Genomic DNA, 24,430 nt, shown 5'->3' with positions numbered 1-24,430 from the left:
TCTGAGGCCTGGAGCGCGAACCTCATGGCATTGCTCAAACGTTTGGCCGAACAAGACCGCCCGGCGCTGGCCTTCACCCTTGACGGCCAGCCTGCCAGCGGCCTGCAAGGCGACACCTTGCTCACGGCGGTATTGACCATCAGCGACCACTTGCGCGGCAGCGACTTCAGCGCTGAACCCCGCGCCGGATTTTGCATGATGGGTGCGTGCCAGGATTGCTGGGTGCGCCTGGGCGATGGTCGCCGGGTGCGCGCCTGTTCGACGTTACTTGAAGGTGGACAAATCGTCAGCCGTGATCCGGGACGGCAGCTATGAACACGCATACCGCGCAATCAGTGGTGATCGTCGGTGCGGGGCCTGCGGGTATTCGCGCTGCGCAAACCTTGCATGCTCATGGTGTAAAAGCCTGTTTGCTGGACGAGGGCCTGCGGGGCGGCGGACAGATTTATCGCCGTCAGCCTGAAAACTTCCGCCGTGATCCAAAAGCGCTGTATGGCTTTGAAGCGGGCAAGGCCGTCGCCGTGCATCAGACCCTCGACGCTCTGGCGGCGCACATTGACTATCGCCCGCAAACGCTGGTGTGGAACGCCGAAGAACAGCGACTCGATACCCTGCAGGAAAACCGTGCAGGGAGCATCGACTACAGCCATTTGATCATCGCGACCGGAGCCACCGACCGCATTCTACCGGTGCCCGGCTGGACGTTGCCCGGCGTCTACAGTCTGGGCGCGGCGCAGATTGCCTTGAAGTATCAGGGATGTGCCATTGGCGAAAAAGTGGTGTTTGCCGGGAGTGGCCCGCTGCTTTACCTGGTCGCGTATCAATACGCCAAAGCTGGTGCGAACGTGGTTGCAGTGCTCGACAGCGCGCCCTTTTCCGCTCAGTGCCGCGCCCTGCCCGCGCTGTTGGGCCAACCGATGACTCTGGCCAAAGGTTTGTATTATCGGGCCTGGCTAACCGCCCATGGCATCGCCGTGCATCAAGGGGCGACATTGCAACGCATCGACGGTGACAGGCGCGTCAACGCCGTGCAGTGGCAACGCAACGGCACCTTACAAACGCTGCATTGTGATGCCGTGGCTTTTGCTCATGCGCTGCGCAGTGAAACGCAATTGGCAGACCTGCTCGGCTGCGACTTCCAGTGGAGCGCGCTTAACCGTGCCTGGCTTCCTGTTCGTGATAACGCTGGGCGAAGCAGCATTGCGGGGGTTTATCTCGCAGGTGATGGCGCCGGAATCATGGGCGCTGATGCCGCAGAAATGGCCGGCGAGCTGGCCGCGCTGACCTTGCTTGCCGACACTGGGCAAAACATTGATAGCGGACGCAGTGAGCATTTGAAAAACAAACTGCAGAGCATCCAGCGCTTTCGGCACGGGCTGGAAACAGCGTTCCCCTTTCCCGTTGAGTGGGCTGCCAGGGTTGCTGACGAAACCATCATCTGCCGCTGCGAAGAAGTGAGCGCCGGTGATATTCGTACCGTCGTCGAAGAAGGTCACTGGGAGATCAATCGGGTCAAGGCCATGTGTCGGGTCGGCATGGGACGTTGCCAGGGCCGGATGTGCGGGCTGGCGGCAGCGGAAATCGTCGCGCACTGCAGCGGTCGGGAACTGCAAGGCATTGGACGGCTGCGTGGTCAGGCACCGATCAAGCCGTTGCCGTTTGGCGTGGAGGCACAGTCATGAGCGCCGTGATTGAAAGCGATGCGCTGATCATCGGCGGTGGCATCGTCGGCGCGTCAGCCGCTTTGTTTCTGGCGTTGAAGGGCAAACGCGTGACGTTGCTTGAACGTGACTTCTGCGGCTCGCACTCCAGTGGCGTCAACTACGGAGGCGTGCGCCGTCAGGGTCGGCCGTTGAGCCAATTACCATTGTCGCAACGGGCTCATGGCATCTGGAGCGGCTTGCGTGAACTGATTGGCATCGACGGCGAATACCAGCGCTCCGGGCATCTGAAACTGGCCCGCAGTGAAACCGACATGAACGCCTTGCGCGCTTACGCCGAGGCCAGCCGCGACTTCGGACTGGACCTGCAATTGCTGGATCGCGAGCAGTTACGCGCGCGCTTTGCCTGGGCGGGGGATGTCGCGGTGGGCGCGTCCTTGTGCGCCGACGACGGCCACGCCAACCCCCGTCTGGTTTCCCCGGCATTCGCCCGGGCGGCCAGGCGAGCGGGTGCGCAAATCTTCGAACAAGCCAAGGTCGATGACGTCAGCTACGACGGCCAGGCATTTGTGGTGCGCACGGCCAACGGCCTGAGCCTGCGTGCGCCATGGTTGCTCAACTGCGCGGGTGCCTGGGCCAGCGATCTGGCTACGCAATTTGGTGAGCCGGTGCCGATGGTATCGGGCCACCCGGCCATGTTGGTCACTGAGCCACTGCCGATGTTTATGGACGTCAGCACGGGTGTCGAGGGCGGGGGCATTTATGCCCGACAAGTCGCCAGAGGCAATTGCGTACTCGGCGGCGGTCAGGGCTTCGCGCTGGACTTGGCCCGCGCCAGGCCGGGGCAAGCCGCCGTACTGGAGATCCTGCGCAATGCGGTCGAGCTATACCCGCCGTTGGCCGGTGCCCAGGCGATTCGCACCTGGAGCGGCACCGAGGGTTATTTGCCGGATCGCGAGCCGGTACTCGGCCCGAGCATGCTGCAACCAGGCCTGCTGCATGGCTTCGGCTTTGCAGGTTCCGGCTTCCAGATCGGCCCCGCTGCCGGCGAAGCCCTCGCCGAGTATGTATGCACCGGCCATTCAACGATTGCCCTGGATGCTTTTTCCATCCGCCGCTTTCAACCCACTGCCCACCCCTGTAAAACCGTTAACCATTGATTCATCACTTTGCACAGAGGAAGGTCGCTGCAATGAAGAACGTAAAACGTATCGCATTTACCGGCTTGTCATGTCTGCCCCTTGCGGTGTTACTGGCCTCTTCCCCGGCCCACGCCGCCACGACCCTTTATCTGGGCATGAACGGCGGCACCATGGAACGCCTCTATGCCGATCAGGTGTTGCCTGCTTTCGAGAAAGCCAACAACGTCAAAGTGGTGATCGTGCCGGGGACTTCTTCGGACATCCTCGCCAAGGTTCAGGCCAGCAAAGACAACCCGCAGATGCATGTGATGTTCCTTGATGACGGCATCATGTATCGCGCGATTTCCATGGGCTTGTGTGACAAGTTGCAGCCAAGCCCGTCGCTGGCTGATCTGCCGGCCAAGGCGAAGATCAAGGATGAAGCCGCTGCGGTAAGCCTCGGTGTGACCGGGCTGGCCTACAACACGAAGATGTTCACTGAAAAAGGCTGGGCAGCGCCGACCTCGTGGATGGATCTGGCGGACAAGAAGTTCAAGGAGAAAGTGGTGTTCCAGTCCATGGCCTCCTCCACTTTCGGTTTGCATGGGTTCCTGATGTTCAACCGCATTCAGGGCGGCAGTGAAACGAACGTGGAGCCGGGCTTCAAGGCCTGGCCGAAAACCGTAGGCCCGAACGTGCTGGAATACATCGCCAGCTCGGCGAAGATTTCCGAGATGGTGCAAACCGGTGAAGCCGCGCTGTTCCCGCTCACGCCCACTCAGGTAACCGCGCTGAAGATCAAAGGCGTGCCCGTCGAGTACGCACCGCCGAAAGAAGGTGGCGTGGTGCTTAACGTGGCCGAGTGCGCCATCGCTAAAAACGACCAGCCGGAACTGGCGCAGAAGCTCGCGGCTTACCTGTTGACGCCAGAAGCGCAGGCGCCAGCGCTGGAGTTCGGGGACCAGATCCCGTCCAACCCGAAAACCCCAACCACTGACAAGACCAAGGGTCAGGTTGAGGCGATGAACAAGTACCTGGAAACCGCAGTGACCATTGATTGGGATCAGGTCAACCAGACCCGTCCAGAATGGAACGCGCGCTGGAACCGGACTGTAGAGCGGTAGTTAAAACGCCCGGCCACCTCGTCCTTGTAGGAGCTCACCGAGGTCGCGAGGCCAGCGATAGCGGTCTGTCTGACACTCTGTGATCGCTGCCCTCGTAACCTCGGTGAGCTCCTACAGGACCGTTCTTGCCCGTTTGATACCAAATGTTTCAACTATCCCGCCCCTGAGCAGTCACAACCCTATCGCCCCGTATTTGCGGGGCCCCGTTGTGAGAACACAGGCCGGATGAGTTTCATTCTTTGCATGACTGTACTGGGCGCGTTGCTGATGATGCTCGCGCTGACTTCCTCTTATTTGCGCTGGCTACCCGTCACGACGTCGGCTGTGTGCCTGGCGTTCGGCTTTGCCATTGGCCCTGCCGGGCTGGACATGCTGGATCTGGATTTCCGCGATGCGTCCAGCTGGCTGGAACGTCTGACCGAAGCCGCCGTGTTATTTTCATTGTTTAGCACCGGGATCAAGTTGCGCCTCCCATTGAACAGCAAGGCCTGGCATTCAGCTTACTGGCTGTCCGGCCCCGTAATGCTGGCGACCATTGCTGGCACGGCACTGGCAGCTCACTACCTGTTCGGGCTGTCCTGGGGTGTTTCGATCCTGTTGGGCGCCATGCTCTCGCCCACTGATCCGGTGCTTGCCTCGCTGGTTCAGGTCAACAACGCTCAGGACTCTGATCGTTTGCGCTTCGGTTTGTCAGGTGAAGCGGGACTGAACGACGGCACCGCCTTTCCATTCGTGATCTTTGCTCTGCTTTTTCTGACCCATGGTTCCGGTGACATCAACTGGATACAGCACTGGGCAATAAAGAATCTGTTATGGGGCGTGCCCGTGGGACTGCTGATCGGCTACGGCCTGGGTCGTGGCGTGGGGCACTTGATGATTTATCTGCGGATCAAAAATGCCGACAGCGATACGTCCCCTAATGACTTTCTGGCCTTGGCATTGATTGCCATTGCTTACGTCGTCGCGAATGGCTTGGGCGCGTTTGGCTTTCTGTCGGTGTTTGCCGCGGGCCTCGGCCTGCGACAGGCAGAAGCGCAGATTACCCAGTCCGACGTCCCGGCCGAGCATCTGGCACAACCGGTCATAGGCCATATGAGCGGCAGCATTGAGCGCACCACTGTCGCGGAAAAAGAGGATCTCAGTGAATCGCAATTGGCGGCGGGGGTCATGATGGGCGATATGCTGGCCTTCTCAAGCCTGGTTGAACGCTCGATGGAGGTGCTGTTGATCACCCTGCTCGGCGCATCGCTGGCTTTATATTGGGATTGGCGTGCAGTCGGTCTGGGGCTGGTGCTTTTCTGCATCATCAGACCCTTGGCGGTATGGCTGCTGATCAGCAAACGGTTGCTCAACAAACGTCAGAAGGCATTGGTCGGCTGGTTCGGCATTCGTGGGATCGGCAGCCTGTTCTATCTGTGCTTTGCCCTCGGTCACGGGTTACCGGATGACGTCGTGCGGGTCAGCATCAGCCTGACGTTGTCAGTCGTAGCACTAAGCATTTTGTTGCACGGTGTCAGCATTCAGCCGCTTTTGGAGCGCTATGAGCGCAGTATCAGCAAGGAACAACGCTGACTTACACTCGTTTAAATGTTTTTGAAACCATTGTGAACCATTCATTCAAGGGGCAGCCCAATCTTCAACGACGTGCATTTGCATGAGTAAATGCTTTTTGCCTCGCGACGTAACTGGCGAGTTCCGAGCCCACGTTTGCGTCACCCGTTTGAAAGGCAGGAATGAAGAATGCGCATCCTCCTGATAGAAGATGATCCGATCCTGGCGATGATTGCGGCCGCCACGCTAGGTGCTGAACATGAAGTGATCGGCCCCGCACACGATGTGTCCCACGCGCTGGAACTGGCTGGTGAACAACGGGCAGACATCGCCTTCGTGGATATCAATCTGGGCGGCAATGACGAGGGTATCGCACTGGCTCGCAGGCTGCTGGACCAGCATGGCCTCAGCTCGATGTTCATCAGCGGCCAGATTCTGACCGCCAGAGCCAACGCAGACGCCGCGCTTGGCCTGTTGCGCAAGCCCTACGCTCCGCAGGATCTCGCGCTGTGTGCACAGGTGGCCCGAGCATTACTGGATGGTCAGTCCCTCGCCAAGCTACCCGCTCATAATGCCTTGGAGATATTCCAGACAACCCGGTCACGATTACCTACGGTCAGCGTCAATGAAATCCGAACCTGAGGAGAAGAATCAGCCGGCGACCCTCGGTGAAATTGAGTTTCGCGAATTGGCTGACCACGCTCCAATCATGATCTGGCGCGCCAGAAGCGACAAGCATTGTGACTGGTTCAACAAACCCTGGACTGATTTTACTGGCAAGAGCCAGCAGCAATTGTGTGGCTATGGCTGGAAAGATGACATTCATCCGGATGATCTGGACGATTGCCTCGTGGCTTATCACCAAGCGTTTGACGAGCGGCTGCCGTTCAAACAGCCTTACAGGGTCAGACGCCATGATGGCCAATACCGCTGGATGCTGGACAGCGGCGCGCCGTTTTACCGCGACGGCCAGTTCGCAGGTTACTTCGGCAGTTGCGTTGACATCACCGAACAGCGAGAGATGGCCGAGAATCAACAGGCACTGCTCGCCGAACTCAATCATCGTGTTAAAAACAACCTGCAGTTAATCATTAGCCTGCTGCAACTTTCCAGCCTGCGCGCCCAAAGTGATGAAGCCAGAAATCTGATGCAGTCAGCTATCGCGCGTGTGGTAGGCATTGGCGCGGTTCAGGAGCATTTGCATCGCAATAGTCTGAACCAAGTCGATCTCGCGCAGTTACTGCCTGATCTGGCACGAGGCTTTATCGCGACCCAGTACAGCAAGACCATTGCGCTCAGCCTTCACACCCGTCCGGTCCTCGTCCCGCTACAAATTGCATCCAACCTGGGCTTGATTCTCAACGAGCTACTGGACAATGCAATCAAGCACAGCAATGGCGAAGGTATCGAGCTGCACATTGAGCCATTGGATGCGGCATCGGCGCGGATCTGCATGTGTGATCAAGGACCGGGGTTCAGTGATGAAGTCTTGAACGCTTTCTCCGCTTCAGGCACGCCTTTGGCCTTGAGCCTTGTCGATGCGCTGTCGAAACGCTGCGGTGCGACCGTGCAGCGCAGTAACAAACCGCTCGCCACAGGTCATGGCGCACAGGTGGAACTCATCTTGAAGCTGGATACCGCGCAGTGACAGGGTAGCGAATACCCTTGCTACACGTGGCCTGCAGGCCGGTGATTGAGTCTATCGATCACCCCATCGGAACAAGCGATTGGACTGCGGCAATTCGACTCAGTAGCTTGCTTACTAATTCGGTGGGCAAGCTCAGCTTGTCCGCATTGCTCGCGTGCGACCGCGCTGTACCGCGCACCACTCGTCTCTGAGCAAGCCTCGAATCACCCCTATGAACAACAGGAACCTGCCAACATGCCGTGGCGCATGTTGCGCAATCAGACCGGACGCTAAAACCCCGAATATTGACTGATGACTGTCAGCCGTCGCGTGCCCGCACGCGCTCGCGAAGTCGCTTCACTAGAGCCATGATTATGTCCGTGAACACCCCGCAACAGATTGCTGAAATGACCGTCGAAGCAGGCGTGAAGAAAGCACACCTGCCTATGCTTTCAGTGCTGATTCTGGGCTTCCTGGCGGGCGCTTTCATCTCTCTGGGTTTCCTGCTGGATATCCACGTCAGCACCATGATTCCGGCGCAATGGGCCTCGTTTGGTAATCTGCTGGGCGCAGCCGTGTTTCCCATTGGGCTGATCCTGGTCATTCTCGCCGGTGGCGAACTACTGACCGGCAATATGATGAGCCTGCCAATGGCGATGTTTGCAGGGCGTATCAAACTCTCGGCGGTAGTACGCAACTGGTTGCTGGTGACATTGGCCAATCTGCTGGGCGCGTTGTTTGTAGCATTCTTCTTTGGTCACCTGTTGGGTTTGACTGAAGGCCCATTCCTGGCGAAAACCGTCGCCATTGCCACCGGTAAGGTCAACGCCGATTTTGCACAGGCGTTCATTTCCGGTATCGGCTGCAACTGGCTGGTGTGTCTGGCCGTATGGTTGTCCTACGCAAGCAAGGATGTTGCAGGTAAGATCCTCGGCATATGGTTTCCAGTGATGGCCTTTGTGGCCATCGGTTTCCAGCACGTCGTGGCCAACATGTTCCTGATTCCGGCGGCAATATTTGCCGACGCACTAAGCTGGAGTCAGTTCGTGGACAACTTCGTCGCGGTATTTTTGGGTAACGCCGTGGGTGGCGCAGTGTTCGTGGGTCTGGCTTATTACGTTTCTTATGGCAAAACCATGACATCGGCCGATAACCCTGTAGCATCGACCGCCAGCTCGCAAAAAGTATGAAACTTGCCCGGATCAGTGCTGTTATATGACTGTTGGAGAATGTGTTGAGAAGGTGGAAATGTCAGACCGTATCCTGATGGACAGCTTTGCACGCAAGGTCGATTACCTGCGGATGTCAGTGACAGACCGTTGCGACTTCCGTTGCGTGTATTGCATGGCCGAGGAAATGACTTTTCTGCCGCGCCAGCAAATTCTGTCGCTTGAAGAGATTTATCAAGTTGCTGAACAGTTTGTAGCCCTGGGCACGCGCAAGATTCGTCTGACCGGTGGCGAGCCGCTGGTTCGGTCCGGAATCGTCGGGCTTTGTCAGCAGATTGCCGCCCTGCCCGGCCTGCGTGAGCTGTGCATGACCACCAATGGCTCGCAACTGGACAAACTCGCCCAGCCGCTGTTCGACGCTGGCGTGTCCCGCCTGAACATCAGCCTGGACAGCCTCGATCCGGCGCGTTTCAAGGAAATGACCCGTACCGGTGACCTGAGCAAAGTCATTGCCGGGATCGACGCCGCCAACGCAGCCGGTTTCGTCCATACCAAGCTCAACTGTGTGGTGATGCAAGGCCGCAACGACAATGAGATCAACGATCTGGTGGCCTTCGCCATCGACCGCAAGCTGGATATCTCCTTCATCGAAGAAATGCCACTGGGCATTATCAGCGATCACAGCCGGGCCGAATCTTTCTACTCCAGCGACCAAGTGCGCGAGCGCATCGCCGAGCGCTATACACTGATCAATTCCACCGAATCCACTCAAGGGCCATCGCGTTACTGGCGACTGGCTGAAGCGCCGGATATCCGTATCGGCTTCATCTCCCCCCACAGCCACAACTTCTGCGCGACCTGTAATCGGGTACGGTTGACCGTTGAGGGGAGATTGTTGCTATGTCTGGGCAACGAGCACTCCGCAGACCTCAAGGCTGTGCTGCGCGCCAATCCGGGCCAGCCGGAAAAGCTCGAGAAAGCAATTGTCGATGCCATGCAGCTCAAGCCCTGGAGCCATAACTTCAGCGTCAACGATGAAGTGCAGGTGGTGCGGTTCATGAATATGACGGGTGGATAGTTAAGCCTGTTGAGCTATTGATCTCTGTCGCGACGCGGACGTTGGACCTGTAGGCGCTCACGAGCAACGCGAGGCAGCGATAGCGGTTCTTCTGACACTCCGCCATCGCTGGCCTCGTAACCTCGATGAGCGCCTACAGATCCACTGTTAGCATTGTGTTCTGTCAGCCTTGCTTAACCATCCCTTCAAACGCCTCTTCAATCGCACTGACATTACTCGGCCGTACCAGACGGCTGAGTTCAACACCGTCGCGCATAAAGATCAGCGTCGGCCACAGTTTGATTCTGAATGAACGTCCCAGCGGTCGTCCGCTTCCGTCTTCGATTTTCAGATGGCGTACACCGGAGTAGTCTGCCAGCACGCTGTCGACCAAGGGCTCGGCGGCTTTGCAGAAGCCGCACCAATCGGTGCCGAACTGGATCAAGGTCGCACCCGGATAGGCATCGACTTCAGCACGGCTCGGGGCCGTTGTAGCGTATGGCTCATTGCTCATAGGTAAGTCTCCGGATACTGCAAATGATCATCTTGACCACGCTTTCGTGATCAATCTGTCACGTTTGAGCGGTGGTGTATGGCGAAGTTCGGGCGTAGATCAGACCTGCATCCCGTCTCTGGCGATGACCACCTGCTCCGGCAACTCATGCCCATGCTCCATCAACCATGCATCCAGCGTGTGCCCTATGTGGGTCAGCACCGCCTTGCCCGGTTGCAGGTGTTCAATGATTTCAAGCGCAAGGTTCAGATCGTTATGGTTACGCGGTTTTTGCGGTTGCGGCGGCATCGAACAGTCAAGAACCATTACATCCAGCGGCTCGCGCTGCAAGTATTCAGCCGTCGCATCGGGTAAACCCACCGTATCGGTGAGGTAAGCAATGCTCCTGCCCTCACCTTTCAAGAGATAACCCAAGGTCGGCTTTGAGTGCAGCAACGGCAATGCAGTGACGGTCAGTTCGCCAAACTCGCGGGTCTCGAACGCATCGAATGGTTGGCTGAAATCAAGAATTCCGGGATGTTTGTACAGGTCAGACAAGCCTTCCGGATCTTGCGGCCCGTGTACCGGAATGATCAGTCCCTGCCCCCAGCGCAAATGCAGCAGCCCCTGAGCGTGGTCAGCATGGTAATGAGTCTGCAGAATGCCGCTCAACGTACGCGGTGGAAAACGCTCGGCAAGGTCGATCAATCCGCTGTCGATCAACCAGCGTTGATCGCCGCACTCGATCAAGGCACTGCACGGTAGCCGCCGTAATTGATGATCGGCCGTTGCCGCCAGACATGCCGGGCACTGGCAGCCATAAACCGGCGCCTGCCGAGCATCCGCGGTGCCCAGCAAGGTCAGACGCATACGTGCTCATGGGCGATGTACTGCAACAGGCGCTCGGTGGTCTGCTCCAGCGCTCCCGAGTTGTCGAGCAAGCGTACCGCTGAATCGCTGGCCAGCAACTCAACGGTGAAACGGGAGTTGCGTTGCAGCCTCGCTTCGATGTCAGCCACCGATTCCCTGCCTCGGGCAAGCAAGCGTTGGCGCAAGGTGTCGTCACTGACCGTCAACAAGATCGCCAACAACTCAGGATAGCGCTGGCGAGCCTGAGGCAGATGCGCACGCGAGCCGTTGACCAACACGTCCTGCCCTTCGGCCAGCCATTCATCAATCTGTCTGGGGATGCCGTAATGCAAGCCGTTGGCCTGCCAGCTCAAGGCGAAGTCACCCTGCGCCCGCATGGCCAGAAACCGCTCGACGGTCACGGCCTGCGCGGACTCACCCACGGCTTCCGCCGAACGCGTGATGACGCGCTGCACGACCCGGCAACCGCGCCGGGTCAGTTCATCGCGCGCGCTATCCAGCAGGCTGTCCTTGCCCGAACCGGACGGCCCGATGAGATAGATCAACCTGCCCGCCATCAATACACCCTCTTGCCTTGTCGCCAGACCTGCTGAATAACCGGCAGCGTACCTTGAGCCCTGACATGATCAGCCCGGCTCTTATCAGTCCTGACGTGGACCAGATCGGCACGCAACCCGACTCGAATTTCCCCGCGATCGTCCAGCCCGGCTGAAACCGCCGGAGCCCGACTGACCATCGCCACCGCCTGAGGCAGCGTGCAGGACTCGCCCTGCCCGGCCAGCGTAAACGCCGCCTGCAACAGGCTGGCCGGATAATAGTCGCTGGAGAGAATATCCAGTAGCCCTTCTTGTGCCAGATCGACGGCTGCCACGTTGCCCGAGTGAGAACCGCCGCGTACCACGTTGGGTGCGCCCATCAACACGCTCATCCCCAGACGCCGACAACCCTGAGCAGCCTCCAGGGTGGTAGGAAATTCAGCGATGCTCATGCCGTAGCCCGCGGACTCCTCGACATGAGCCAGCGTCGCGTCGTCATGGCTGGCCACCGACAGCCCTCGAGCCAGACAATCCTCAACAATGGCGCGGCGATAGCGGTCGCTGTATTCGCGGGAATTGGCTACCTGCTCGACGATGAATTCATCCATCTGCGCGGTGGTCAGGTGGTATTTACCCATGTAGTACTCGCGGTACTTGGACTCAAGAGCGAACTGACGTTGACCCGGCGAGTGGTCCATCACTGAAACCAGTTGCACCAACGGCTGCTCCACCAGATCGCGGAACACGCTCAAGGTATCCGGGTGGCAGACTTCACATCGCAAGTGAAGACGATGCTCGGCACGGGTCAGACCCGCCGCATTGGCGTGGGCGATCGCTTCAAGCATGGCGGGCAACTGCTGCATGCGCTTGCCCTTGGGATTCACGTCGCCGATAGACAGCGCGTCGAATACCGTGGTGATGCCGGACGCAATGATCTGCGCATCATGGCTGAGCACGGCCGAAGCTGACGGCCAGTCTACGCCGGGGCGTGGCGACAGGTGCTTTTCAAGGTTGTCGGTGTGCAACTCGACGAGGCCAGGTAGCAAGAAGTCACCCTGTAAATCCTGCGCCTGAGACAACTGGCTACGGCCGGTTTGCATTTCAGCGATCAAGCCATCGCGCACTACCACAGTGCCGTTGAACACCTGATCGGCCGTGACCACTTGTACATTGGTCAGAATCTGTTCGGTCAGCATTGCTGCAGCTCCTTGGCGGTCAGGTCCACCGGGGTCATGTCCAGATAGCGATCGGCAACCGCTTCACGGGCGGTTCGGTCATGGAAGATCCCGATCAACGCGGCACCGGCATTTTTGGCTTCATTCATCAGCTCCAGCACCACCTGGCGATTGCTGTCATCCAGCGATGCAGTCGGCTCGTCCAGCAGCAGCACCGGCCACGGCACCATGAAGCCGCGGGCAATATTGATGCGCTGTTGTTCGCCACCGGAAAAAGTCCCCGGCGCCAGTTGCCACAAGCGTTGTGGGATGTTCAGGCGAGTCAGCAGTTGTTCGGCGCGAGCCCTGGCGTCGGCTTTTGACCAGCCCCGCGACAGCGCGGGCTCCATCACCACATCCAGACTGGAGACCCTCGGGATCACCCGCAGAAACTGGCTGACGTAGCCCAACGTCTGGCGTCTTACCGCCAGCACCTGCCGGGGCTCTGCGCCGACCAACTCCAGCCACTGGCCGTCATGCTGCACGCGAATGCTGCCGCCAGCGGGCAAGTAGTTGGCGTACAACGTACGCAGCAAGGTGCTTTTGCCTGCGCCGGAATCACCATGCAGCACCAGACACTCGCCGCCACGAACCGTGAAGTTCATACCGCGCAGCACATTGAGCACCACGCCGTTTTGCTGGTGCAAAGTGAAAGTTTTCGAGAGGTCGCGGACCTCGATCAGCGTATTCATGAGACGTCCCCCAAAAGGCGGTTCACGGTTGCAGCACCGAAGACACCAGCAACTGCGAGTAAGGATGCTGTGGGTCATCGAGGATCTGGTCGGTCAAACCGGTTTCCACCACCCGCGAGCGACGCATCACGATCAAGCGGTCAGCCAGCAATCTGGCGACGGCCAGGTCATGGGTGACGATTACCACCGCCAGGTCCAGCTCACGCACCAGCGCGCGTAGCAAATCCAGCAAGCGTGCCTGCACCGAAACATCGAGTCCGCCGGTAGGCTCATCCATGAACACCAGTCGCGGGCTGGACACGAGATTGCGGGCGATCTGCAGCCGTTGCTGCATGCCCCCGGAGAAAGTGCGCGGCAAGTCGTCGATGCGCAGCGGATCGATCTCCACCTGAGTCAGCCAGTCAATCCCGGCCGCCCGCAACTCTTGATAATTGCGCACGCCCTGCGCCATCAATCGCTCGCCGATGTTGGCTCCGGCGGACACGCCCATGCGCAGACCATCACGCGGGCTTTGCTCGACGAACCCCCACTCAGTGCGCAGCAAGGTCCGGCGCTGGGCTTCAGTGGCGCTGTACAGATCGAGCATCTGGCCGTCCTTGCCGCGATAATCGATGCCGCCACGGTCTGGCGGGCAGCGGCCACTGAGCAGCGACAACAAGGTGGACTTACCGGAACCGGATTCGCCGACGATGCCCAGCACTTCCCCCGGGTACAGTTCGAAGTTGACGCCCTGACAGCCTTTGTCGGGGCCATACAGTTTGGTCAGGTCACGTACCTTGAGCAGCGGCTGTGTGCTCTCGGGCAGAGGCGTAATGTCGTGGCTGGCTTGCGCGCTGATCATTGGCCCGCCTCCTGTTGCTGGATGACCCGCTGAGCGCAGTAATCGGTATCGGAACAGACGAAGCTCTGAGTGCCCGCGTCGTCAATAATCAGCTCATCGAGGTAAGAGTCATGACTGCCGCAGATGGCGCAGTTGTGCTCCCAGCGCTGGATCTCGAACGGGTGATCCTCAAAATCCAGGCTCACGACTGTGGTAAACGGCGGCACCGCGTACAGTCGTTTTTCTCGCCCTGCACCGAACAGCATCAACGCCGGGCTCATGTCAAGTTTGGGGTTGTCGAATTTGGGAATCGGCGACGGGTCCATCACGTAGCGCTCATCGACCATCACCGGATACGCGTAGCTGGTCGCGATGTGGCCGAAGGTGGCGATATCTTCGTAAAGCTTGACGTGCATGACCCCGTAATCATTGAGCGCGTGCATGGTCCGGGTTTCGGTTTCCAGCGGTTCAATGAAGCGCAGCGGCTCGGGAATCGGCACCTGATAGACCAGAATCTGCTCGGCACTCAACGGTGTTTCCGGGATACGGTGGCGGGTCTGGATGACGGTCGCTTCGGGCGTGCGCTCGGTGGTTTCGACACCGGCAGTGCGGGCAAAGAAGCGCCGGATTGACACGGCATTAGTAGTGTCGTCCGCACCCTGGTCGATAACCTTGAGCACGTCTTCTGCGCCCAGAATCGCTGCCGTCAGTTGCATGCCACCGGTGCCCCAGCCATAAGGCAACGGCATTTCACGGCCGCCAAATGGCACCTGGTAACCGGGGATAGCCACTGCCTTGAGCAAGGCGCGGCGGATCATGCGTTTGGTCTGCTCATCCAGATACGCGAAGTTGTAGGCCTCGTCGCGCTGGGGCTGGGGTTTCGCCTGCTGATAAGCATTCATGGCTTGGACTCCTTGTGTGCAGGCGCACGCAGTTTACGGATCAGCCCCAGTTCGGACTGGAAATCGACGTAGTGCGGCAGTTTCAAATGCGAAACGAAACCGGCAGCCTCGACGTTGTCGCAGTGAGCGAGCACGAACTCCTCCTGCTGCGCCGGGGACTGGATTTCTTCATTGAACTCCTCGGCGCGCAGAGAGCGATCCACCAGCGCCATGGCCATGGCCTTGCGCTCTGCGTGGCCGAACGCCAGACCGTAACCGCGGGTGAACTGCGCCGGTTCAGTGGCCGAACCAACGAACTGGTTGATCATTTCGCATTCGGTCACTTCGATAGCGCCGATGGCAATCGGGAAACCCAGCTCTTCAGGTTCGGTCCAGACCTCGACTTCGCCGATACGGATTTCCCCGGCAAACGGGTGATTGCGGCCATAACCACGCTGAGTCGAGTAACTCAGAGCCAGCAGAAAACCTTCATCGCCACGGGCCAGCGCTTGCAAGCGCTGCGCGCGATTGGCCGGGTATTCCAGGGGCTCGCGGGTGATGTCGGCAACGGCTTCGCCGCTGTCGGCTTCGTTTTTGATCAAGCCTTCCCGGGCCAATAAACCCAATACACGCGGGCAGAGTTCAAGAGCGGCGTTTTCTTTTATCTGCGGGCCTGGGTATTCGCCGTCCGCCAGTAATGTGAAGTCCAGCAGACGATGGGTGTAGTCGAACGTCGGGCCGAGCAATTGCCCGCCAGGGACGTCTTTGAAGGTGGCAGAGAGGCGACGATTGAGCTGCATGTCCGAGGTATTGATCGGCAGGCTGGCGCTGAAGCGCGGCAGCGTCGTGCGGTAGGCACGCAGCAGGAAAATCGCTTCGATCATGTCCCCCGCTGCTTGCTTGATGGCCAGCGCCGCAAGCTGCTCGTCATACAGCGAGCCTTCAGTCATGACGCGAGCCACGGCCAGCGGCAGTTGCTGACGAATCTGCTCGACACTGAGCTCGGCAATGGACGTATCGCCGCGGCGTTTTTTGGCCAGCAGGCGGTGGGCATTATCGATGGCCTGTTCGCCACCTTTGACGGCGACGTACATCAGGCACGCTCCTGTGCAATTTGTGTGACCCGGGTGCTGCGCGGCAGGCCGAGCAAATCGCTGTCGGCGACGAAGAACACATCCAGCCCACGGGGAAAATCGTTGTGCTGTTCGCGCTGGCTCCAGAATGCGTGGCTCAACGGCAAGGCGACTTTGTTTTCGCTTTCAATGCCCGGTCCTTGCCAGCTCATGGAGCTACCGCCGCCAAGGCTCGACAGCTGGACCAGCAAGGTGCAGGACTGGTCCGGATAACGGTCGTTACCCAGGTCGAAGCCAGACAGATCATGTAGCTGGCTGTCGTCCAGCAAGGCGAATCGCGCATGGCGGCGCTCAGTGACAATCGGGCAGCCGCAGTGAAAGGCCAGGTTGGCGCGAATGGCCGGCGTGTCGAACGCCGGGGCCAGCCACAATGCGGTGTCGATATCCAGCAAGGCGAGGCACAAGGCATGGGTGGCTGAATCAAGACCGGTGAGTGCCGGGGGGCGCTGTGCCGCCTGCAAAGTGTGGATGACACCCGGGCCTGCCAATGCTTTGAGGGCCGCGCGAAAACTGCGCTGGGCGTCGAGTACCGGGTCGGCGAATGCCGGTTGCAACAGAGCTGCATTCATCAGTCTTCTCCTCTGACAAGGGTAAAGAATTCCACTTTGCTGGCGGCGGTTTCGGCGTCCTTGTCAGCACGGCGCTTGAGTTGGGCGCGGGCCAGCGGCTCGATCAGTTCCCTGAGCCAGTGCTGTTGTTGCGGACCTTGCAAGTGGGCATCGGCCAGTGCTGCCAGCTCGGCGCGGGGCTTGTCGCGTCCGGCCAGATAGCTGTAACCGGTGCGCCCGTCAGCCAGACGAACGACGCAACGGGTTACGCTCATTTCACCGACATTGAACGGCGCGCCGGTGCCGCCCATGCGGCCACGCACCAGCGTCATGCCGATTTCCGGGGCGCGAATCAGTTGATATTCGGCGTCACGCAACGCTGATTCATGGCGGCTCAGTTCGTCGCCGACGGCGCGGGCGAGTACACCAATCCAGCGCTGACGCTCAGCAATAGCGGGGTCTGTAGCAGGGTTCATATGAGGCATCTCCATCAGACGATGAATTGATACTGGAAGCGGTCAGAGCGACTGGTGGAGCGCGATAGCTCCACCGGCTGACCGCTGCTGTCGCGGGAAACGGTGAGGACGGTGAGCACTGGCAAGTGACGCGGCATCATCAACAGATCCGCCTCTTCGCGACTGGGCAGACGCGCCCCAACCAGACTCAAGGTTCGGGTCAGCGGCAAGTCGCGGTCGGCCAGGAACTGGCGCAGCGAGCCGCGTCTGTAACTGGCCAGCAACTCTTTGCGAGTGGCGCAGAAACGATGGCGAATCAGGCTTACGGGATGGCCGTCGAGTTTGCGCAGGGTGTGCAGTTCGATCAGCGGGGCGTATTCATCAAGTTGCAAATGTTCGGCGTCCTCGACGCTGGCCGGGCATTCCTGACGTTGCAGCAGAGTGGCGTCGACACCAATCCCCTGGGCTGACAATGACTGGCTGTAAGCGCTGTCAGCCCGCATTGGGTAGATCAGCGGGCGCTGCAAAACCTGCGTGCCCTTGCCCTGACGCCGCAACACACTACCCTCGCGCACCAACTCATCGATGGCCCGGCGGATCGTGTGACGGTTGACGTCAAAACGTGCAGCGAGCTGAACTTCAGCGGGCAAGTAATCACCTGCGGTGTAGCTGCCGAGCTCGGCACGCAGAATGTTGGCGAGTTCGAGATACAGCGGTTCGGCTTGTTGTCTAGACATGTCCATGACTAAAAAACACCTTTCTCAAGCAACGTATGAATTCCTTCTGCAGGAGCTGCCGAAGGCTGCGAAACGGCTTTTTTGAAACACCGAGCTTCGCAACCTGCGGCAGTTCCTACGGGATGAAGGTGTGCCATGCGATTAAATAAACTGCTTGCGCAAACGCTGGGACACGATGTCGATAGCGCTGACCACGACGATGATCACCAACAACACGGCGCAGGTCTGGGTGAACTGGAATGCACGGATGTTTTCCCAGAGGATCACACCGATCCCGCCCGCACCGACCATCCCGACTACGGTTGCCGAACGTACGTTGGATTCGAAGCGATACAGCGCGTAGGAAATCCACAGCGGCATGACCTGCGGGATGACCCCGTAGATAACTTCCTGCAAGGCGCTCGCACCGGTGGCGCGTACGCCTTCAACGGGGCCCGGATCAATTGCTTCCACGGCTTCGGCGAACAACTTGGCCAGTACGCCGGTGGTGCTGATCCACAACGCCAGAACGCCAGCGAACGGACCGAGGCCGACTGCCACCACAAACAGCATGGCGAAGACCATCTCGTTGATGGAGCGAAACGAGTCCATGACCCGGCGCAGCGGTTGGTGAATCCACCAAGGGGTAATGTTTTCGGCGCAGAGGATGCCCAGCGGCACCGAGCAGACAATCGCCAGCACCGTGCCCCATAACGCAATTTGTACGGTGACGATCATTTCCTTGAGGTAAGAACGCCACTCGTGGAAGTCAGGCGGAAAGAAATCGGCGGCGAAAGTCGCCATGTTTCCCGAGTCTCGGTACAGCGCCTGCGGATTCATTTCGGCGCCCTTCCAGGCCCAGGCCAGCATGGCCAGGAACAGGCCCCAGCCCAGATATTGCGGCCAACTGCGTTTACCAGCGGCCTGCGTATAAGCCACATGGGTCGTGCTCGTCATAATCGGATCTCGTTCAGCAGGAGTTTGCCCGTGGTCTGGACGCCGCGCTGTCGCACAGCAAACGCGATTCCTGTAGGAGCGCACGAGCACCGCGAGGCCGCGATGGCGGTGTATCAGGCAGATCGCTATCGCTGCCTCGCGGTGCTCGTGAGCTCCTACAGAAAAAACATTCCAATTCGGATAGTTCTTTTTTTGAGAGCTGGGCACCCCTTGAAAAGGCGCGCCCTGGATCAATCAACCCGCGCTGGCGGTATTTTTCTTTTCAAGCTCGGTCAGGCGTTCCTGCAACTTGCTCAGGCCCGTATCAATGTCCTTGAGGCGCTTGGCTTTCTCGTCGGCATTCAGGCTGGTGCTGGCGAGGGTTTCAGTGCGCTGCTTGAACAGATCCAACTGACGGATCGGCAGCAATTGGTCATCACTGGACTTGAGGAACTTGCCCAGTTGCATGCCTTTGAGGACGGCTTTCTCTTCGTCGGTGTTGCCGTAATCCGCAAAGAATTCACGAATCTTGTTTTTGTTTTCATCCGACAGAGCCTTGCTCCAGACCATCGGATCGGACGGAATCAGCGGCGACTTCCAGATCACTTTGAGCTTGGCAGCCATGTCCGGCTGAGTGACCTCGAGGCGATCCCAGCTTTCGGTGTTGAAAGTCGCCACATCTAGCTGGCCCTTGGCAACGCTGAGCGCGTTCACTTCGTGACTGGAGTTCAAAGTGCGCTTGAAGGCAGTAGCGGCATCGACGTTGTTCTTGGCGAACACGTAGTAGCCCGGCACCAGATAACCGGAGGTGGAGTTTGGATCACCGTTACCGAAGGTCAGGGTCTTGGCATTCTTTAGCATGTCCTCGACGGTATTGATCGGGCTGTCCTTGCGGGCAATGATCACGCTCCAGTAGCCCGGCGCACCATTGGCGGCCGACGTCTGAGCAAAGATTTCGCCGTTGGAGCGGTCCACCGCCTCCATCGCTGCCTTGTTGCCCAGCCAGGCCACATCGACCTTGTTGAAGCGCATACCCTGGATGAGACCCGCGTAGTCCGAGGCGAACGTAGCGTTAATCTTCAGCCCGGTTTTCTTACCCATGTCATCCAGAAATGGCTGCCAGATGCTTTTCAGGTTCTGCGAAGACTCGGTAGACATGATGCCGAAGTTGATAACTTTCTCGTCGGCATGGGCAGTGCCCAGCAGGCAACTGCCCAGCAACGCGGCAGACGCAACGACGCGACCGATACGGTTCAACATGGAAGCACTCCTCAGTTTGGGTTTGGCTGTTGTTGTGTTCGGTTTTTTCCAAAAAAATGGGTGGCTGCTCAATTACGAGCCAGCACCAGACGAGGTGGGGCTACGATGCGTCGGCCCTCCTCTGCAATCATCAGGCTGGTGTCCACGTCTGCGCCGTACAGGTCGTTGAGGAACTGGCTGCTGAGATTCTGTGCATCGCCATCGAAATGAATCCGTCCGCCTTTGAGCGCCACCGCGCGGGGGCAATAACGCACCGCGTAATCCACCTGATGCAAGGTGACGACCACGGTTTTACCGTCGGTGCGGTTGATGTCGGCGAGGATTTCCATGACCTTGCGGGCGGACTCAGGGTCCAGCGATGCGATAGGTTCGTCAGCGAGGATCACCTCGGCACGCTGAGTCAGCGCCCGTGCAATGGCGACCCGCTGCTGCTGACCACCCGACAAGGTCGAGGCACGCTGGGCGGCCAGATCGACAAGACCGACGCGATCCAGTGACTGCAAAGCGCGTTGCTTTTCCTCGGCGTTGAACAGGCCGAGATTGCCGCGCCAGCCGGGCATGCGCCCCAGACAACCCAGCAGCACGTTGTCGAGCACGCTGAGACGGTTGACCAGGTTGAACTGCTGAAAGATGTAGCCGATATCGGAACGCAGCTTGCGCACCTTGCCGTTGAGACGGCCTGCGGCCTGCACTTCCCGCCCCAGCACCTGCACGCTTCCGCCATTGCCACGATCACAGCACGCCAGCCCGGCAAGATGACGCAGCAACGTGGATTTGCCAGAACCCGAAGCACCGATCAGCGCGACCATTTCGCCTGGTTGTATAGACAATGCCAAATCAACCAGCGCGGGTTTGCGCGCAAAAGTCTTGTTCAGACGCTCGACATGGATGGCTGGGTTCATGGGCTTCTCTGTCTGGTTGTTGTGAGTTGCAACTGACAGTAGGCCTGGGGTGTTTCAGTGGGGTGAACTGCAAGTGACGGTTAGGTAACCGTTTTGTGAAAGGTTGAGGTGTTGCAAAACGCTTCCAGAACAAGCGTCAACAGCCGGAAACAATACCGCTCGGTTCAGACCCGCCAGCACGACTAGCCTTCGTTGGCCTGATCGTCGCGCAGGTAAACCTACTCTTTCAATATACATATAATATATGCATAATGAAGTTCAGAATTCAGTTTGACCCCGCCAAAGCCAGACAGAACCTTGCCAAACACAAGGTTCGGCTGGCCGATGCAGAAGCTGCCTTGTACGACCCAAGCGCGCTCACCCTTGAAGACAACGATCATGATGAGCAGCGCTGGGTAACAGTTGGAGACGATGGCAGCGGGCAGATACTGGTTGCGGTTTATACCTACCGCGACCCTAATTTCATCAGGTTGATCTCTGTAAGGAAGGCTGAGCCTCAGGAGATCAATCAATACAGAGGTCAATAATCCAATGAAAGACCAATATGATTTCTCCAATGCAAAACGCGGAGCAGTCGCACCAAGCAAAGGCAAAAGCCGAATTACCATCATGCTGGACGATATCGTGCTTCAAGCTGCGAGGGAGCGTGCAGATAGTCAGGGTATCGGCTATCAGACCTTGATCAATGGCTTATTGAGGGAGGCATTGGGCTTCTCGACCCAGCCTCTGACCATTTCAGAACCACAAGCGCGCTTCAGTGCCGATCTGCCACTCAACACCTTTGATCGAAAACAGATCGAAGCCTTGGAAGCACAATTGAACAGCATGGCCAAATCGCTGCAAGTGTTCCTCAGTGACAGCCGAAAAACCCCTCAAGTTTGAAACCCTGCCGTGGTGACAGCGCAAAAAATATCTGGGGCTTGCACGGCGCCAGTGGTAGCTTTGCGCCATCCACGGAGACAGTTCATGAAATGGCCTTCACTGGTGATAGCCATCACCGCCCTGCTTGCAAGCGGCACCGCTCGCAGCGAAATATTCAAATGCATATCGCCCCAGGGCTCCGTCAGCTTCGCGTCAGTTCCTTGCGACGAAAGCAACGCCGAAACCTCTGTACAAAGACCAGGCCCACCCAAGATGTTGCGCCAGGGTGAGCCGGTTGATCACGCGCACAAGATCAACCTGAAAGCCACTGAAGTTCTGAAAGTCAGCGGGCGTGCGAAATTCACGGTCTATGAGACGGAAAGTTACAAGCAATACCAAAAAAACCGCCCGCCTCCGCCGACCGCGAAATCGCTGTGCGAGAGTCCTCGGTATGACAGCCAGTGCTTTGACCCTTCAGGTGGGCAGTCGGTCAAGAAAGGCAAGTAACCTATCTTCAGCCTACGCCCTGAACCTGAATGTTGACCTTGTAGGACCGGCTTTAGCCGGTCCTGCGGTATTAGCGGTAATCAACAATCAGATCAAATTCTGAAAGTGCCCACCAGATGCTGCAAACGCGCAGCCTGCTCTTCCAGATACGAACAAGCATCCAGCGTCAGCTTCAGGTTATCGACGCCTTCCTGGTTAAGCGTGTTGATCTGCGTAATGTCGACATTGATAGATTCCACGACTGCTGTTTGCTCTTCAGTCGCAGCCGCTACCGACTGGTTCATGTCGTTGATTTCATCGATACGGCGAGTCACGCTGCTCAACCGCTCCCCCGCCTGATTGGCGACAGTCACACTGCTTTCGCTCTGACGCTGGCTTTCGGTCATGGTGACCACTGCCTCACGTGCGCCGACCTGCAGTTCCTCGATCATCTTCTGCACTTGCTGCGCCGAATCCTGAGTGCGGTGCGCCAGATTGCGAACCTCATCAGCCACTACCGCGAAACCACGCCCGGCCTCGCCTGCACGTGCAGCTTCAATCGCCGCATTAAGGGCCAGCAGGTTGGTTTGCTGGGAAATGCTGGTGATCACTTCCAGAATCTGACCGATGTTGACGGTCTTGCCGTTGAGATTCTCGATATTGGCACAGGATTCGCTGATCTTCGTCGACAGTTCATTCATCGCGTTGATCGTCTGCTGCACGACTTGCTGACCATCACTGGCCAACTGGCTGGCATCGGCAGACTGCTGAGAAGTGCGTGCAGCGTTCCGGGCAATCTCCTGTGCTGCAGCACCCAGCTGGTTGATAGCCGCAGCGACACTTTCGGTGCGGTTGGCCTGCTGGTCGGAATTGGTCATGGACGAGTTGGAGGCTTTCACCACACGCATTGCCACATCGCCCAACTGACCGGCCGTTGAGGCCACCTCGCGAATAGAGCCGTGAATACGCTCGACAAAACGGTTGAACGACTGCGCCAACTCACCGAACTCATCCTGGGAGGTGATGGCCAGACGCTTGGTCAGGTCGCCGTCACCGTCTGCGATGTCACGCATGGCGCGTCCCATCTGATGCAGCGGTTGCATCAGGACGCTGATCAGCATGCCCAGCAACACAATGATGATCACCACAGAAATGACCATGGCGGTAATAGCCGAGGTGCGGAATTCGCCGAGCATTGCGTAGGCCGCATCCTGATCAAGCACCAGCGCAACGTACCAATTAGCCGAGGAAACACCTTCTACTTTGGTCAGCGACATGATTTCTGCTTTGCCGGCAGAGTTGATTTCGCTTACACCTGCGGCGATTTTCGGTGTATCAGCGGGATAGGCTTCGCTGATGTTTTTCAGAATCAGCTTGCTGTCCGGGTGAATCAGAATCTTGCCATCACCGCTGACAATGAATGCATAACCATGACCACCGAAGTTCAGCGAGTTGATGGTCTTGGTAATACTGTCGAGGGAAATATCAGCACCGGCAACGCCAATGAACTGGTTCTGGTACTTGACCGGTGCTGCCAGTGTCACGACCAACTTGCCCGAGGAAGCCGCAATGTACGGTTCAGTCACAACAGTGCCAGGCGCATTTTGCGCGGCCTTGTACCAGCCACGCGCACGCGGATCATAATCCGCTGCACGGTTACCCGCAGGCACCGAAAACATTACCCCGTCTGTGCCGCCGAAATAACTGAGCTGGAAGTTATCGGTGTAAGCAGGAATGCCAATGGAGCGTTGCAGATCAGGAATCGCTTTGCCGTCCGCAGCGACCCGCTGCGCCATGGATTGCAATAACTGCGTGCGGCTGTCCAGCCAGGTCTGAATGTTCTGGGTGGTCAAGCCACCGAGCTGTTGAAGTTCAGCAAAGACATTGGATTTCAAAGTCTGACGTTGTCGATAATCGTTAACGACAATAAAACAGGTAAATGCGACAACGACCACCAACGCGGCGGCGAGCAGAATCTTTCTGCTGAAACCCAGACTTTTCATCATTACGGATACTTCCATTACAAAAGAGTTACTACGGCGCACAGCTGTTCACTGAAACAGCGAACACATTGCGGCGTTTGTACTGGCTCTTTGTGTAAAAGGATAGTGGCCGGGAAAAATATATTTATTGGATCCAAATAGTCGGACGTATGACAAGTTAGTGCGCGATGAATGGTTACATATAATGGATTTTAAGGCCTAAAGATTTCACACACTCTGCCGACGGTGACAGATATTAGTGCATCGACAACATGAAGTCGGCGCCTACGTAACCTCTGGTAGGTGACGCAGTCTTCCAGATTGAACCCAATCCT

27 protein-coding genes and 1 pseudogene are annotated in these 24,430 nt (G+C 58.2%); 12 read left to right on the top strand and 16 right to left on the bottom strand.

The genetic code is table 11. From position 1 onward, the window contains the following. Positions 1 to 24: 24 nt before the first annotated feature. The 9 genes from ABRP31_RS12330 (at position 25) to moaA (ending at position 9,331) form a co-directional block, all read left to right on the top strand. Complete coding sequence (locus ABRP31_RS12330) at positions 25 to 315, top strand: (2Fe-2S)-binding protein (protein WP_349972757.1); 291 nt, start codon at positions 25 to 27, stop codon at positions 313 to 315. After that, complete coding sequence (locus tag ABRP31_RS12325) at positions 312 to 1,682, top strand: FAD/NAD(P)-binding oxidoreductase (RefSeq protein WP_349972756.1); 1,371 nt, start codon at positions 312 to 314, stop codon at positions 1,680 to 1,682. Before ABRP31_RS12330 ends, ABRP31_RS12325 begins: the two co-directional genes overlap by 4 nt. Further along, positions 1,679 to 2,821, top strand: coding sequence for an FAD-dependent oxidoreductase (locus ABRP31_RS12320; RefSeq protein ID WP_349972755.1), 1,143 nt, complete (start codon positions 1,679 to 1,681; stop codon positions 2,819 to 2,821). The genes ABRP31_RS12325 and ABRP31_RS12320 overlap by 4 nt, the downstream gene beginning before the upstream one ends. Positions 2,822 to 2,853: 32 nt before the next feature. Beyond that, a complete protein-coding gene (locus ABRP31_RS12315; RefSeq protein WP_087270297.1) occupies positions 2,854 to 3,906 on the top strand; it encodes an ABC transporter substrate-binding protein in 1,053 nt (350 codons plus the stop codon). A gap of 225 nt (positions 3,907 to 4,131) precedes the next feature. Then, positions 4,132 to 5,478 (top strand): sodium:proton antiporter, encoded by a 1,347-nt coding sequence (locus ABRP31_RS12310; RefSeq protein ID WP_349972754.1) that lies wholly within the window; start codon positions 4,132 to 4,134, stop codon positions 5,476 to 5,478. 168 nt (positions 5,479 to 5,646) lie between these two features. Beyond that, entirely contained in the window at positions 5,647 to 6,099 is a 453-nt protein-coding gene (locus ABRP31_RS12305; RefSeq protein WP_349972753.1) for a response regulator, read from the top strand. Further along, positions 6,083 to 7,105, top strand: a complete 1,023-nt coding sequence (locus ABRP31_RS12300; protein ID WP_349972752.1) for a histidine kinase dimerization/phosphoacceptor domain -containing protein — start codon at positions 6,083 to 6,085, stop codon at positions 7,103 to 7,105. The genes ABRP31_RS12305 and ABRP31_RS12300 overlap by 17 nt, the downstream gene beginning before the upstream one ends. Before the next feature lie 353 nt (positions 7,106 to 7,458). Next, positions 7,459 to 8,274, top strand: coding sequence for a formate/nitrite transporter family protein (locus ABRP31_RS12295; RefSeq protein ID WP_349972751.1), 816 nt, complete (start codon positions 7,459 to 7,461; stop codon positions 8,272 to 8,274). Positions 8,275 to 8,332: 58 nt separating this feature from the next. After that, positions 8,333 to 9,331, top strand: a complete 999-nt coding sequence (gene moaA, locus ABRP31_RS12290) for a GTP 3',8-cyclase MoaA (RefSeq protein WP_349972750.1) — start codon at positions 8,333 to 8,335, stop codon at positions 9,329 to 9,331. A gap of 163 nt (positions 9,332 to 9,494) precedes the next feature. On the opposite strand, the gene ABRP31_RS12285 is transcribed toward moaA, so the two are convergent. From ABRP31_RS12285 to phnC, 14 genes are all read right to left on the bottom strand, one after another. Further along, a complete protein-coding gene (locus ABRP31_RS12285; protein ID WP_349972749.1) occupies positions 9,495 to 9,824 on the bottom strand; it encodes a thioredoxin family protein in 330 nt (109 codons plus the stop codon). A gap of 99 nt (positions 9,825 to 9,923) precedes the next feature. Continuing rightward, the gene (phnP, locus tag ABRP31_RS12280) at positions 9,924 to 10,673 is read right to left on the bottom strand and encodes a phosphonate metabolism protein PhnP (RefSeq protein ID WP_349972748.1); all 750 of its coding nucleotides are present in this window, start codon (positions 10,671 to 10,673) and stop codon (positions 9,924 to 9,926) included. Further along, a complete protein-coding gene (phnN, locus tag ABRP31_RS12275; protein ID WP_349972747.1) occupies positions 10,664 to 11,230 on the bottom strand; it encodes a phosphonate metabolism protein/1,5-bisphosphokinase (PRPP-forming) PhnN in 567 nt (188 codons plus the stop codon). The genes phnP and phnN overlap by 10 nt, the downstream gene beginning before the upstream one ends. Beyond that, a complete protein-coding gene (locus ABRP31_RS12270) occupies positions 11,230 to 12,405 on the bottom strand; it encodes an alpha-D-ribose 1-methylphosphonate 5-triphosphate diphosphatase (RefSeq protein WP_349972746.1) in 1,176 nt (391 codons plus the stop codon). The genes phnN and ABRP31_RS12270 overlap by 1 nt, the downstream gene beginning before the upstream one ends. Further along, a complete protein-coding gene (gene phnL, locus ABRP31_RS12265) occupies positions 12,399 to 13,115 on the bottom strand; it encodes a phosphonate C-P lyase system protein PhnL (RefSeq protein ID WP_349972745.1) in 717 nt (238 codons plus the stop codon). Before phnL ends, ABRP31_RS12270 begins: the two co-directional genes overlap by 7 nt. Positions 13,116 to 13,137: 22 nt before the next feature. Next, the gene (gene phnK / locus ABRP31_RS12260) at positions 13,138 to 13,956 is read right to left on the bottom strand and encodes a phosphonate C-P lyase system protein PhnK (protein ID WP_087270262.1); all 819 of its coding nucleotides are present in this window, start codon (positions 13,954 to 13,956) and stop codon (positions 13,138 to 13,140) included. After that, on the bottom strand, positions 13,953 to 14,837 hold the full coding sequence (locus ABRP31_RS12255) for an alpha-D-ribose 1-methylphosphonate 5-phosphate C-P-lyase PhnJ (protein WP_349972744.1): 885 nt from the start codon (positions 14,835 to 14,837) through the stop codon (positions 13,953 to 13,955). Before ABRP31_RS12255 ends, phnK begins: the two co-directional genes overlap by 4 nt. After that, the gene (locus ABRP31_RS12250; RefSeq protein WP_349972743.1) at positions 14,834 to 15,910 is read right to left on the bottom strand and encodes a carbon-phosphorus lyase complex subunit PhnI; all 1,077 of its coding nucleotides are present in this window, start codon (positions 15,908 to 15,910) and stop codon (positions 14,834 to 14,836) included. Before ABRP31_RS12250 ends, ABRP31_RS12255 begins: the two co-directional genes overlap by 4 nt. Continuing rightward, positions 15,910 to 16,518: a phosphonate C-P lyase system protein PhnH gene (phnH, locus tag ABRP31_RS12245; RefSeq protein ID WP_349972742.1), complete on the bottom strand. Its 609-nt coding sequence runs from the start codon at positions 16,516 to 16,518 to the stop codon at positions 15,910 to 15,912. Before phnH ends, ABRP31_RS12250 begins: the two co-directional genes overlap by 1 nt. Next, positions 16,518 to 16,973, bottom strand: a complete 456-nt coding sequence (gene phnG, locus ABRP31_RS12240; RefSeq protein WP_349972741.1) for a phosphonate C-P lyase system protein PhnG — start codon at positions 16,971 to 16,973, stop codon at positions 16,518 to 16,520. The genes phnH and phnG overlap by 1 nt, the downstream gene beginning before the upstream one ends. Positions 16,974 to 16,987: 14 nt before the next feature. Further along, entirely contained in the window at positions 16,988 to 17,695 is a 708-nt protein-coding gene (gene phnF / locus ABRP31_RS12235) for a phosphonate metabolism transcriptional regulator PhnF (protein WP_349972740.1), read from the bottom strand. 135 nt (positions 17,696 to 17,830) lie between these two features. Continuing rightward, entirely contained in the window at positions 17,831 to 18,625 is a 795-nt protein-coding gene (gene phnE, locus ABRP31_RS12230; RefSeq protein WP_349972739.1) for a phosphonate ABC transporter, permease protein PhnE, read from the bottom strand. Between the two features lie 234 nt (positions 18,626 to 18,859). Continuing rightward, positions 18,860 to 19,864 carry a phosphonate ABC transporter substrate-binding protein gene (gene phnD, locus ABRP31_RS12225; protein WP_349970838.1) on the bottom strand — a complete coding sequence of 335 codons (1,005 nt, stop codon included), beginning with the start codon at positions 19,862 to 19,864 and terminating at the stop codon, positions 18,860 to 18,862. 68 nt (positions 19,865 to 19,932) lie between these two features. Then, positions 19,933 to 20,766 (bottom strand): phosphonate ABC transporter ATP-binding protein, encoded by an 834-nt coding sequence (gene phnC, locus ABRP31_RS12220; protein WP_087270241.1) that lies wholly within the window; start codon positions 20,764 to 20,766, stop codon positions 19,933 to 19,935. A 251-nt stretch (positions 20,767 to 21,017) separates the two neighbouring features. Here phnC and ABRP31_RS12215 point away from each other — a divergent pair, with 251 nt between their 5' ends. The 3 genes from ABRP31_RS12215 to ABRP31_RS12205 all read left to right on the top strand — a co-directional run bounded on the left by ABRP31_RS12215 (position 21,018) and on the right by ABRP31_RS12205 (position 22,134). Beyond that, on the top strand, positions 21,018 to 21,293 hold the full coding sequence (locus ABRP31_RS12215; RefSeq protein WP_349970837.1) for a BrnT family toxin: 276 nt from the start codon (positions 21,018 to 21,020) through the stop codon (positions 21,291 to 21,293). A gap of 4 nt (positions 21,294 to 21,297) precedes the next feature. Beyond that, a complete protein-coding gene (locus tag ABRP31_RS12210; RefSeq protein ID WP_349970836.1) occupies positions 21,298 to 21,648 on the top strand; it encodes a BrnA antitoxin family protein in 351 nt (116 codons plus the stop codon). 84 nt (positions 21,649 to 21,732) lie between these two features. Further along, a complete protein-coding gene (locus tag ABRP31_RS12205; protein ID WP_349970835.1) occupies positions 21,733 to 22,134 on the top strand; it encodes a DUF4124 domain-containing protein in 402 nt (133 codons plus the stop codon). 92 nt (positions 22,135 to 22,226) lie between these two features. Here ABRP31_RS12205 and ABRP31_RS12200 read toward each other — a convergent pair whose 3' ends face one another. Together ABRP31_RS12200 and ABRP31_RS12195 are read right to left on the bottom strand one after the other, a co-directional pair. Beyond that, a complete protein-coding gene (locus ABRP31_RS12200; RefSeq protein ID WP_372489432.1) occupies positions 22,227 to 22,991 on the bottom strand; it encodes a methyl-accepting chemotaxis protein in 765 nt (254 codons plus the stop codon). A 93-nt stretch (positions 22,992 to 23,084) separates the two neighbouring features. After that, a pseudogene (locus ABRP31_RS12195) lies at positions 23,085 to 24,116 on the bottom strand (cache domain-containing protein); the annotation flags it as partial. Positions 24,117 to 24,430 lie beyond the last annotated feature (314 nt).

It is taken from the genome of Pseudomonas caspiana, assembly GCF_040224095.2.
GTDB classification, from domain to species: Bacteria; Pseudomonadota; Gammaproteobacteria; order Pseudomonadales; family Pseudomonadaceae; genus Aquipseudomonas; species Aquipseudomonas caspiana.
Note: the sequence above shows the minus strand (reverse complement) of the source record. Positions and strands in the feature narration are given on the sequence as shown.

What these genes read in the sequence shown, in the direction of transcription:
- ABRP31_RS12330 (WP_349972757.1), top strand. Translation starts at nt 25, where the DNA reads ATGGCATTGCTCAAACGTTTGGCCGAACAAGACCGCCCGGCGCTGGCC.
- phnN (WP_349972747.1), bottom strand. Translation starts at nt 11,230, where the DNA reads ATGGCGGGCAGGTTGATCTATCTCATCGGGCCGTCCGGTTCGGGCAAG.
- phnD (WP_349970838.1), bottom strand. Translation starts at nt 19,864, where the DNA reads ATGTTGAACCGTATCGGTCGCGTCGTTGCGTCTGCCGCGTTGCTGGGC.
- ABRP31_RS12310 (WP_349972754.1), top strand. Translation starts at nt 4,132, where the DNA reads ATGAGTTTCATTCTTTGCATGACTGTACTGGGCGCGTTGCTGATGATG.
- ABRP31_RS12295 (WP_349972751.1), top strand. Translation starts at nt 7,459, where the DNA reads ATGTCCGTGAACACCCCGCAACAGATTGCTGAAATGACCGTCGAAGCA.
- phnE (WP_349972739.1), bottom strand. Translation starts at nt 18,625, where the DNA reads ATGACGAGCACGACCCATGTGGCTTATACGCAGGCCGCTGGTAAACGC.
- phnF (WP_349972740.1), bottom strand. Translation starts at nt 17,695, where the DNA reads ATGGACATGTCTAGACAACAAGCCGAACCGCTGTATCTCGAACTCGCC.
- ABRP31_RS12210 (WP_349970836.1), top strand. Translation starts at nt 21,298, where the DNA reads ATGAAAGACCAATATGATTTCTCCAATGCAAAACGCGGAGCAGTCGCA.
- ABRP31_RS12250 (WP_349972743.1), bottom strand. Translation starts at nt 15,910, where the DNA reads ATGTACGTCGCCGTCAAAGGTGGCGAACAGGCCATCGATAATGCCCAC.
- phnG (WP_349972741.1), bottom strand. Translation starts at nt 16,973, where the DNA reads ATGAACCCTGCTACAGACCCCGCTATTGCTGAGCGTCAGCGCTGGATT.
- phnC (WP_087270241.1), bottom strand. Translation starts at nt 20,766, where the DNA reads ATGAACCCAGCCATCCATGTCGAGCGTCTGAACAAGACTTTTGCGCGC.
- ABRP31_RS12285 (WP_349972749.1), bottom strand. Translation starts at nt 9,824, where the DNA reads ATGAGCAATGAGCCATACGCTACAACGGCCCCGAGCCGTGCTGAAGTC.
- ABRP31_RS12315 (WP_087270297.1), top strand. Translation starts at nt 2,854, where the DNA reads ATGAAGAACGTAAAACGTATCGCATTTACCGGCTTGTCATGTCTGCCC.
- ABRP31_RS12215 (WP_349970837.1), top strand. Translation starts at nt 21,018, where the DNA reads ATGAAGTTCAGAATTCAGTTTGACCCCGCCAAAGCCAGACAGAACCTT.
- ABRP31_RS12270 (WP_349972746.1), bottom strand. Translation starts at nt 12,405, where the DNA reads ATGCTGACCGAACAGATTCTGACCAATGTACAAGTGGTCACGGCCGAT.
- phnL (WP_349972745.1), bottom strand. Translation starts at nt 13,115, where the DNA reads ATGAATACGCTGATCGAGGTCCGCGACCTCTCGAAAACTTTCACTTTG.
- phnP (WP_349972748.1), bottom strand. Translation starts at nt 10,673, where the DNA reads ATGCGTCTGACCTTGCTGGGCACCGCGGATGCTCGGCAGGCGCCGGTT.
- ABRP31_RS12305 (WP_349972753.1), top strand. Translation starts at nt 5,647, where the DNA reads ATGCGCATCCTCCTGATAGAAGATGATCCGATCCTGGCGATGATTGCG.
- ABRP31_RS12205 (WP_349970835.1), top strand. Translation starts at nt 21,733, where the DNA reads ATGAAATGGCCTTCACTGGTGATAGCCATCACCGCCCTGCTTGCAAGC.
- ABRP31_RS12325 (WP_349972756.1), top strand. Translation starts at nt 312, where the DNA reads ATGAACACGCATACCGCGCAATCAGTGGTGATCGTCGGTGCGGGGCCT.
- ABRP31_RS12255 (WP_349972744.1), bottom strand. Translation starts at nt 14,837, where the DNA reads ATGAATGCTTATCAGCAGGCGAAACCCCAGCCCCAGCGCGACGAGGCC.
- ABRP31_RS12300 (WP_349972752.1), top strand. Translation starts at nt 6,083, where the DNA reads ATGAAATCCGAACCTGAGGAGAAGAATCAGCCGGCGACCCTCGGTGAA.
- phnK (WP_087270262.1), bottom strand. Translation starts at nt 13,956, where the DNA reads ATGATCAGCGCGCAAGCCAGCCACGACATTACGCCTCTGCCCGAGAGC.
- moaA (WP_349972750.1), top strand. Translation starts at nt 8,333, where the DNA reads ATGTCAGACCGTATCCTGATGGACAGCTTTGCACGCAAGGTCGATTAC.
- ABRP31_RS12320 (WP_349972755.1), top strand. Translation starts at nt 1,679, where the DNA reads ATGAGCGCCGTGATTGAAAGCGATGCGCTGATCATCGGCGGTGGCATC.
- ABRP31_RS12200 (WP_372489432.1), bottom strand. Translation starts at nt 22,991, where the DNA reads ATGACCAATTCCGACCAGCAGGCCAACCGCACCGAAAGTGTCGCTGCG.
- phnH (WP_349972742.1), bottom strand. Translation starts at nt 16,518, where the DNA reads ATGAATGCAGCTCTGTTGCAACCGGCATTCGCCGACCCGGTACTCGAC.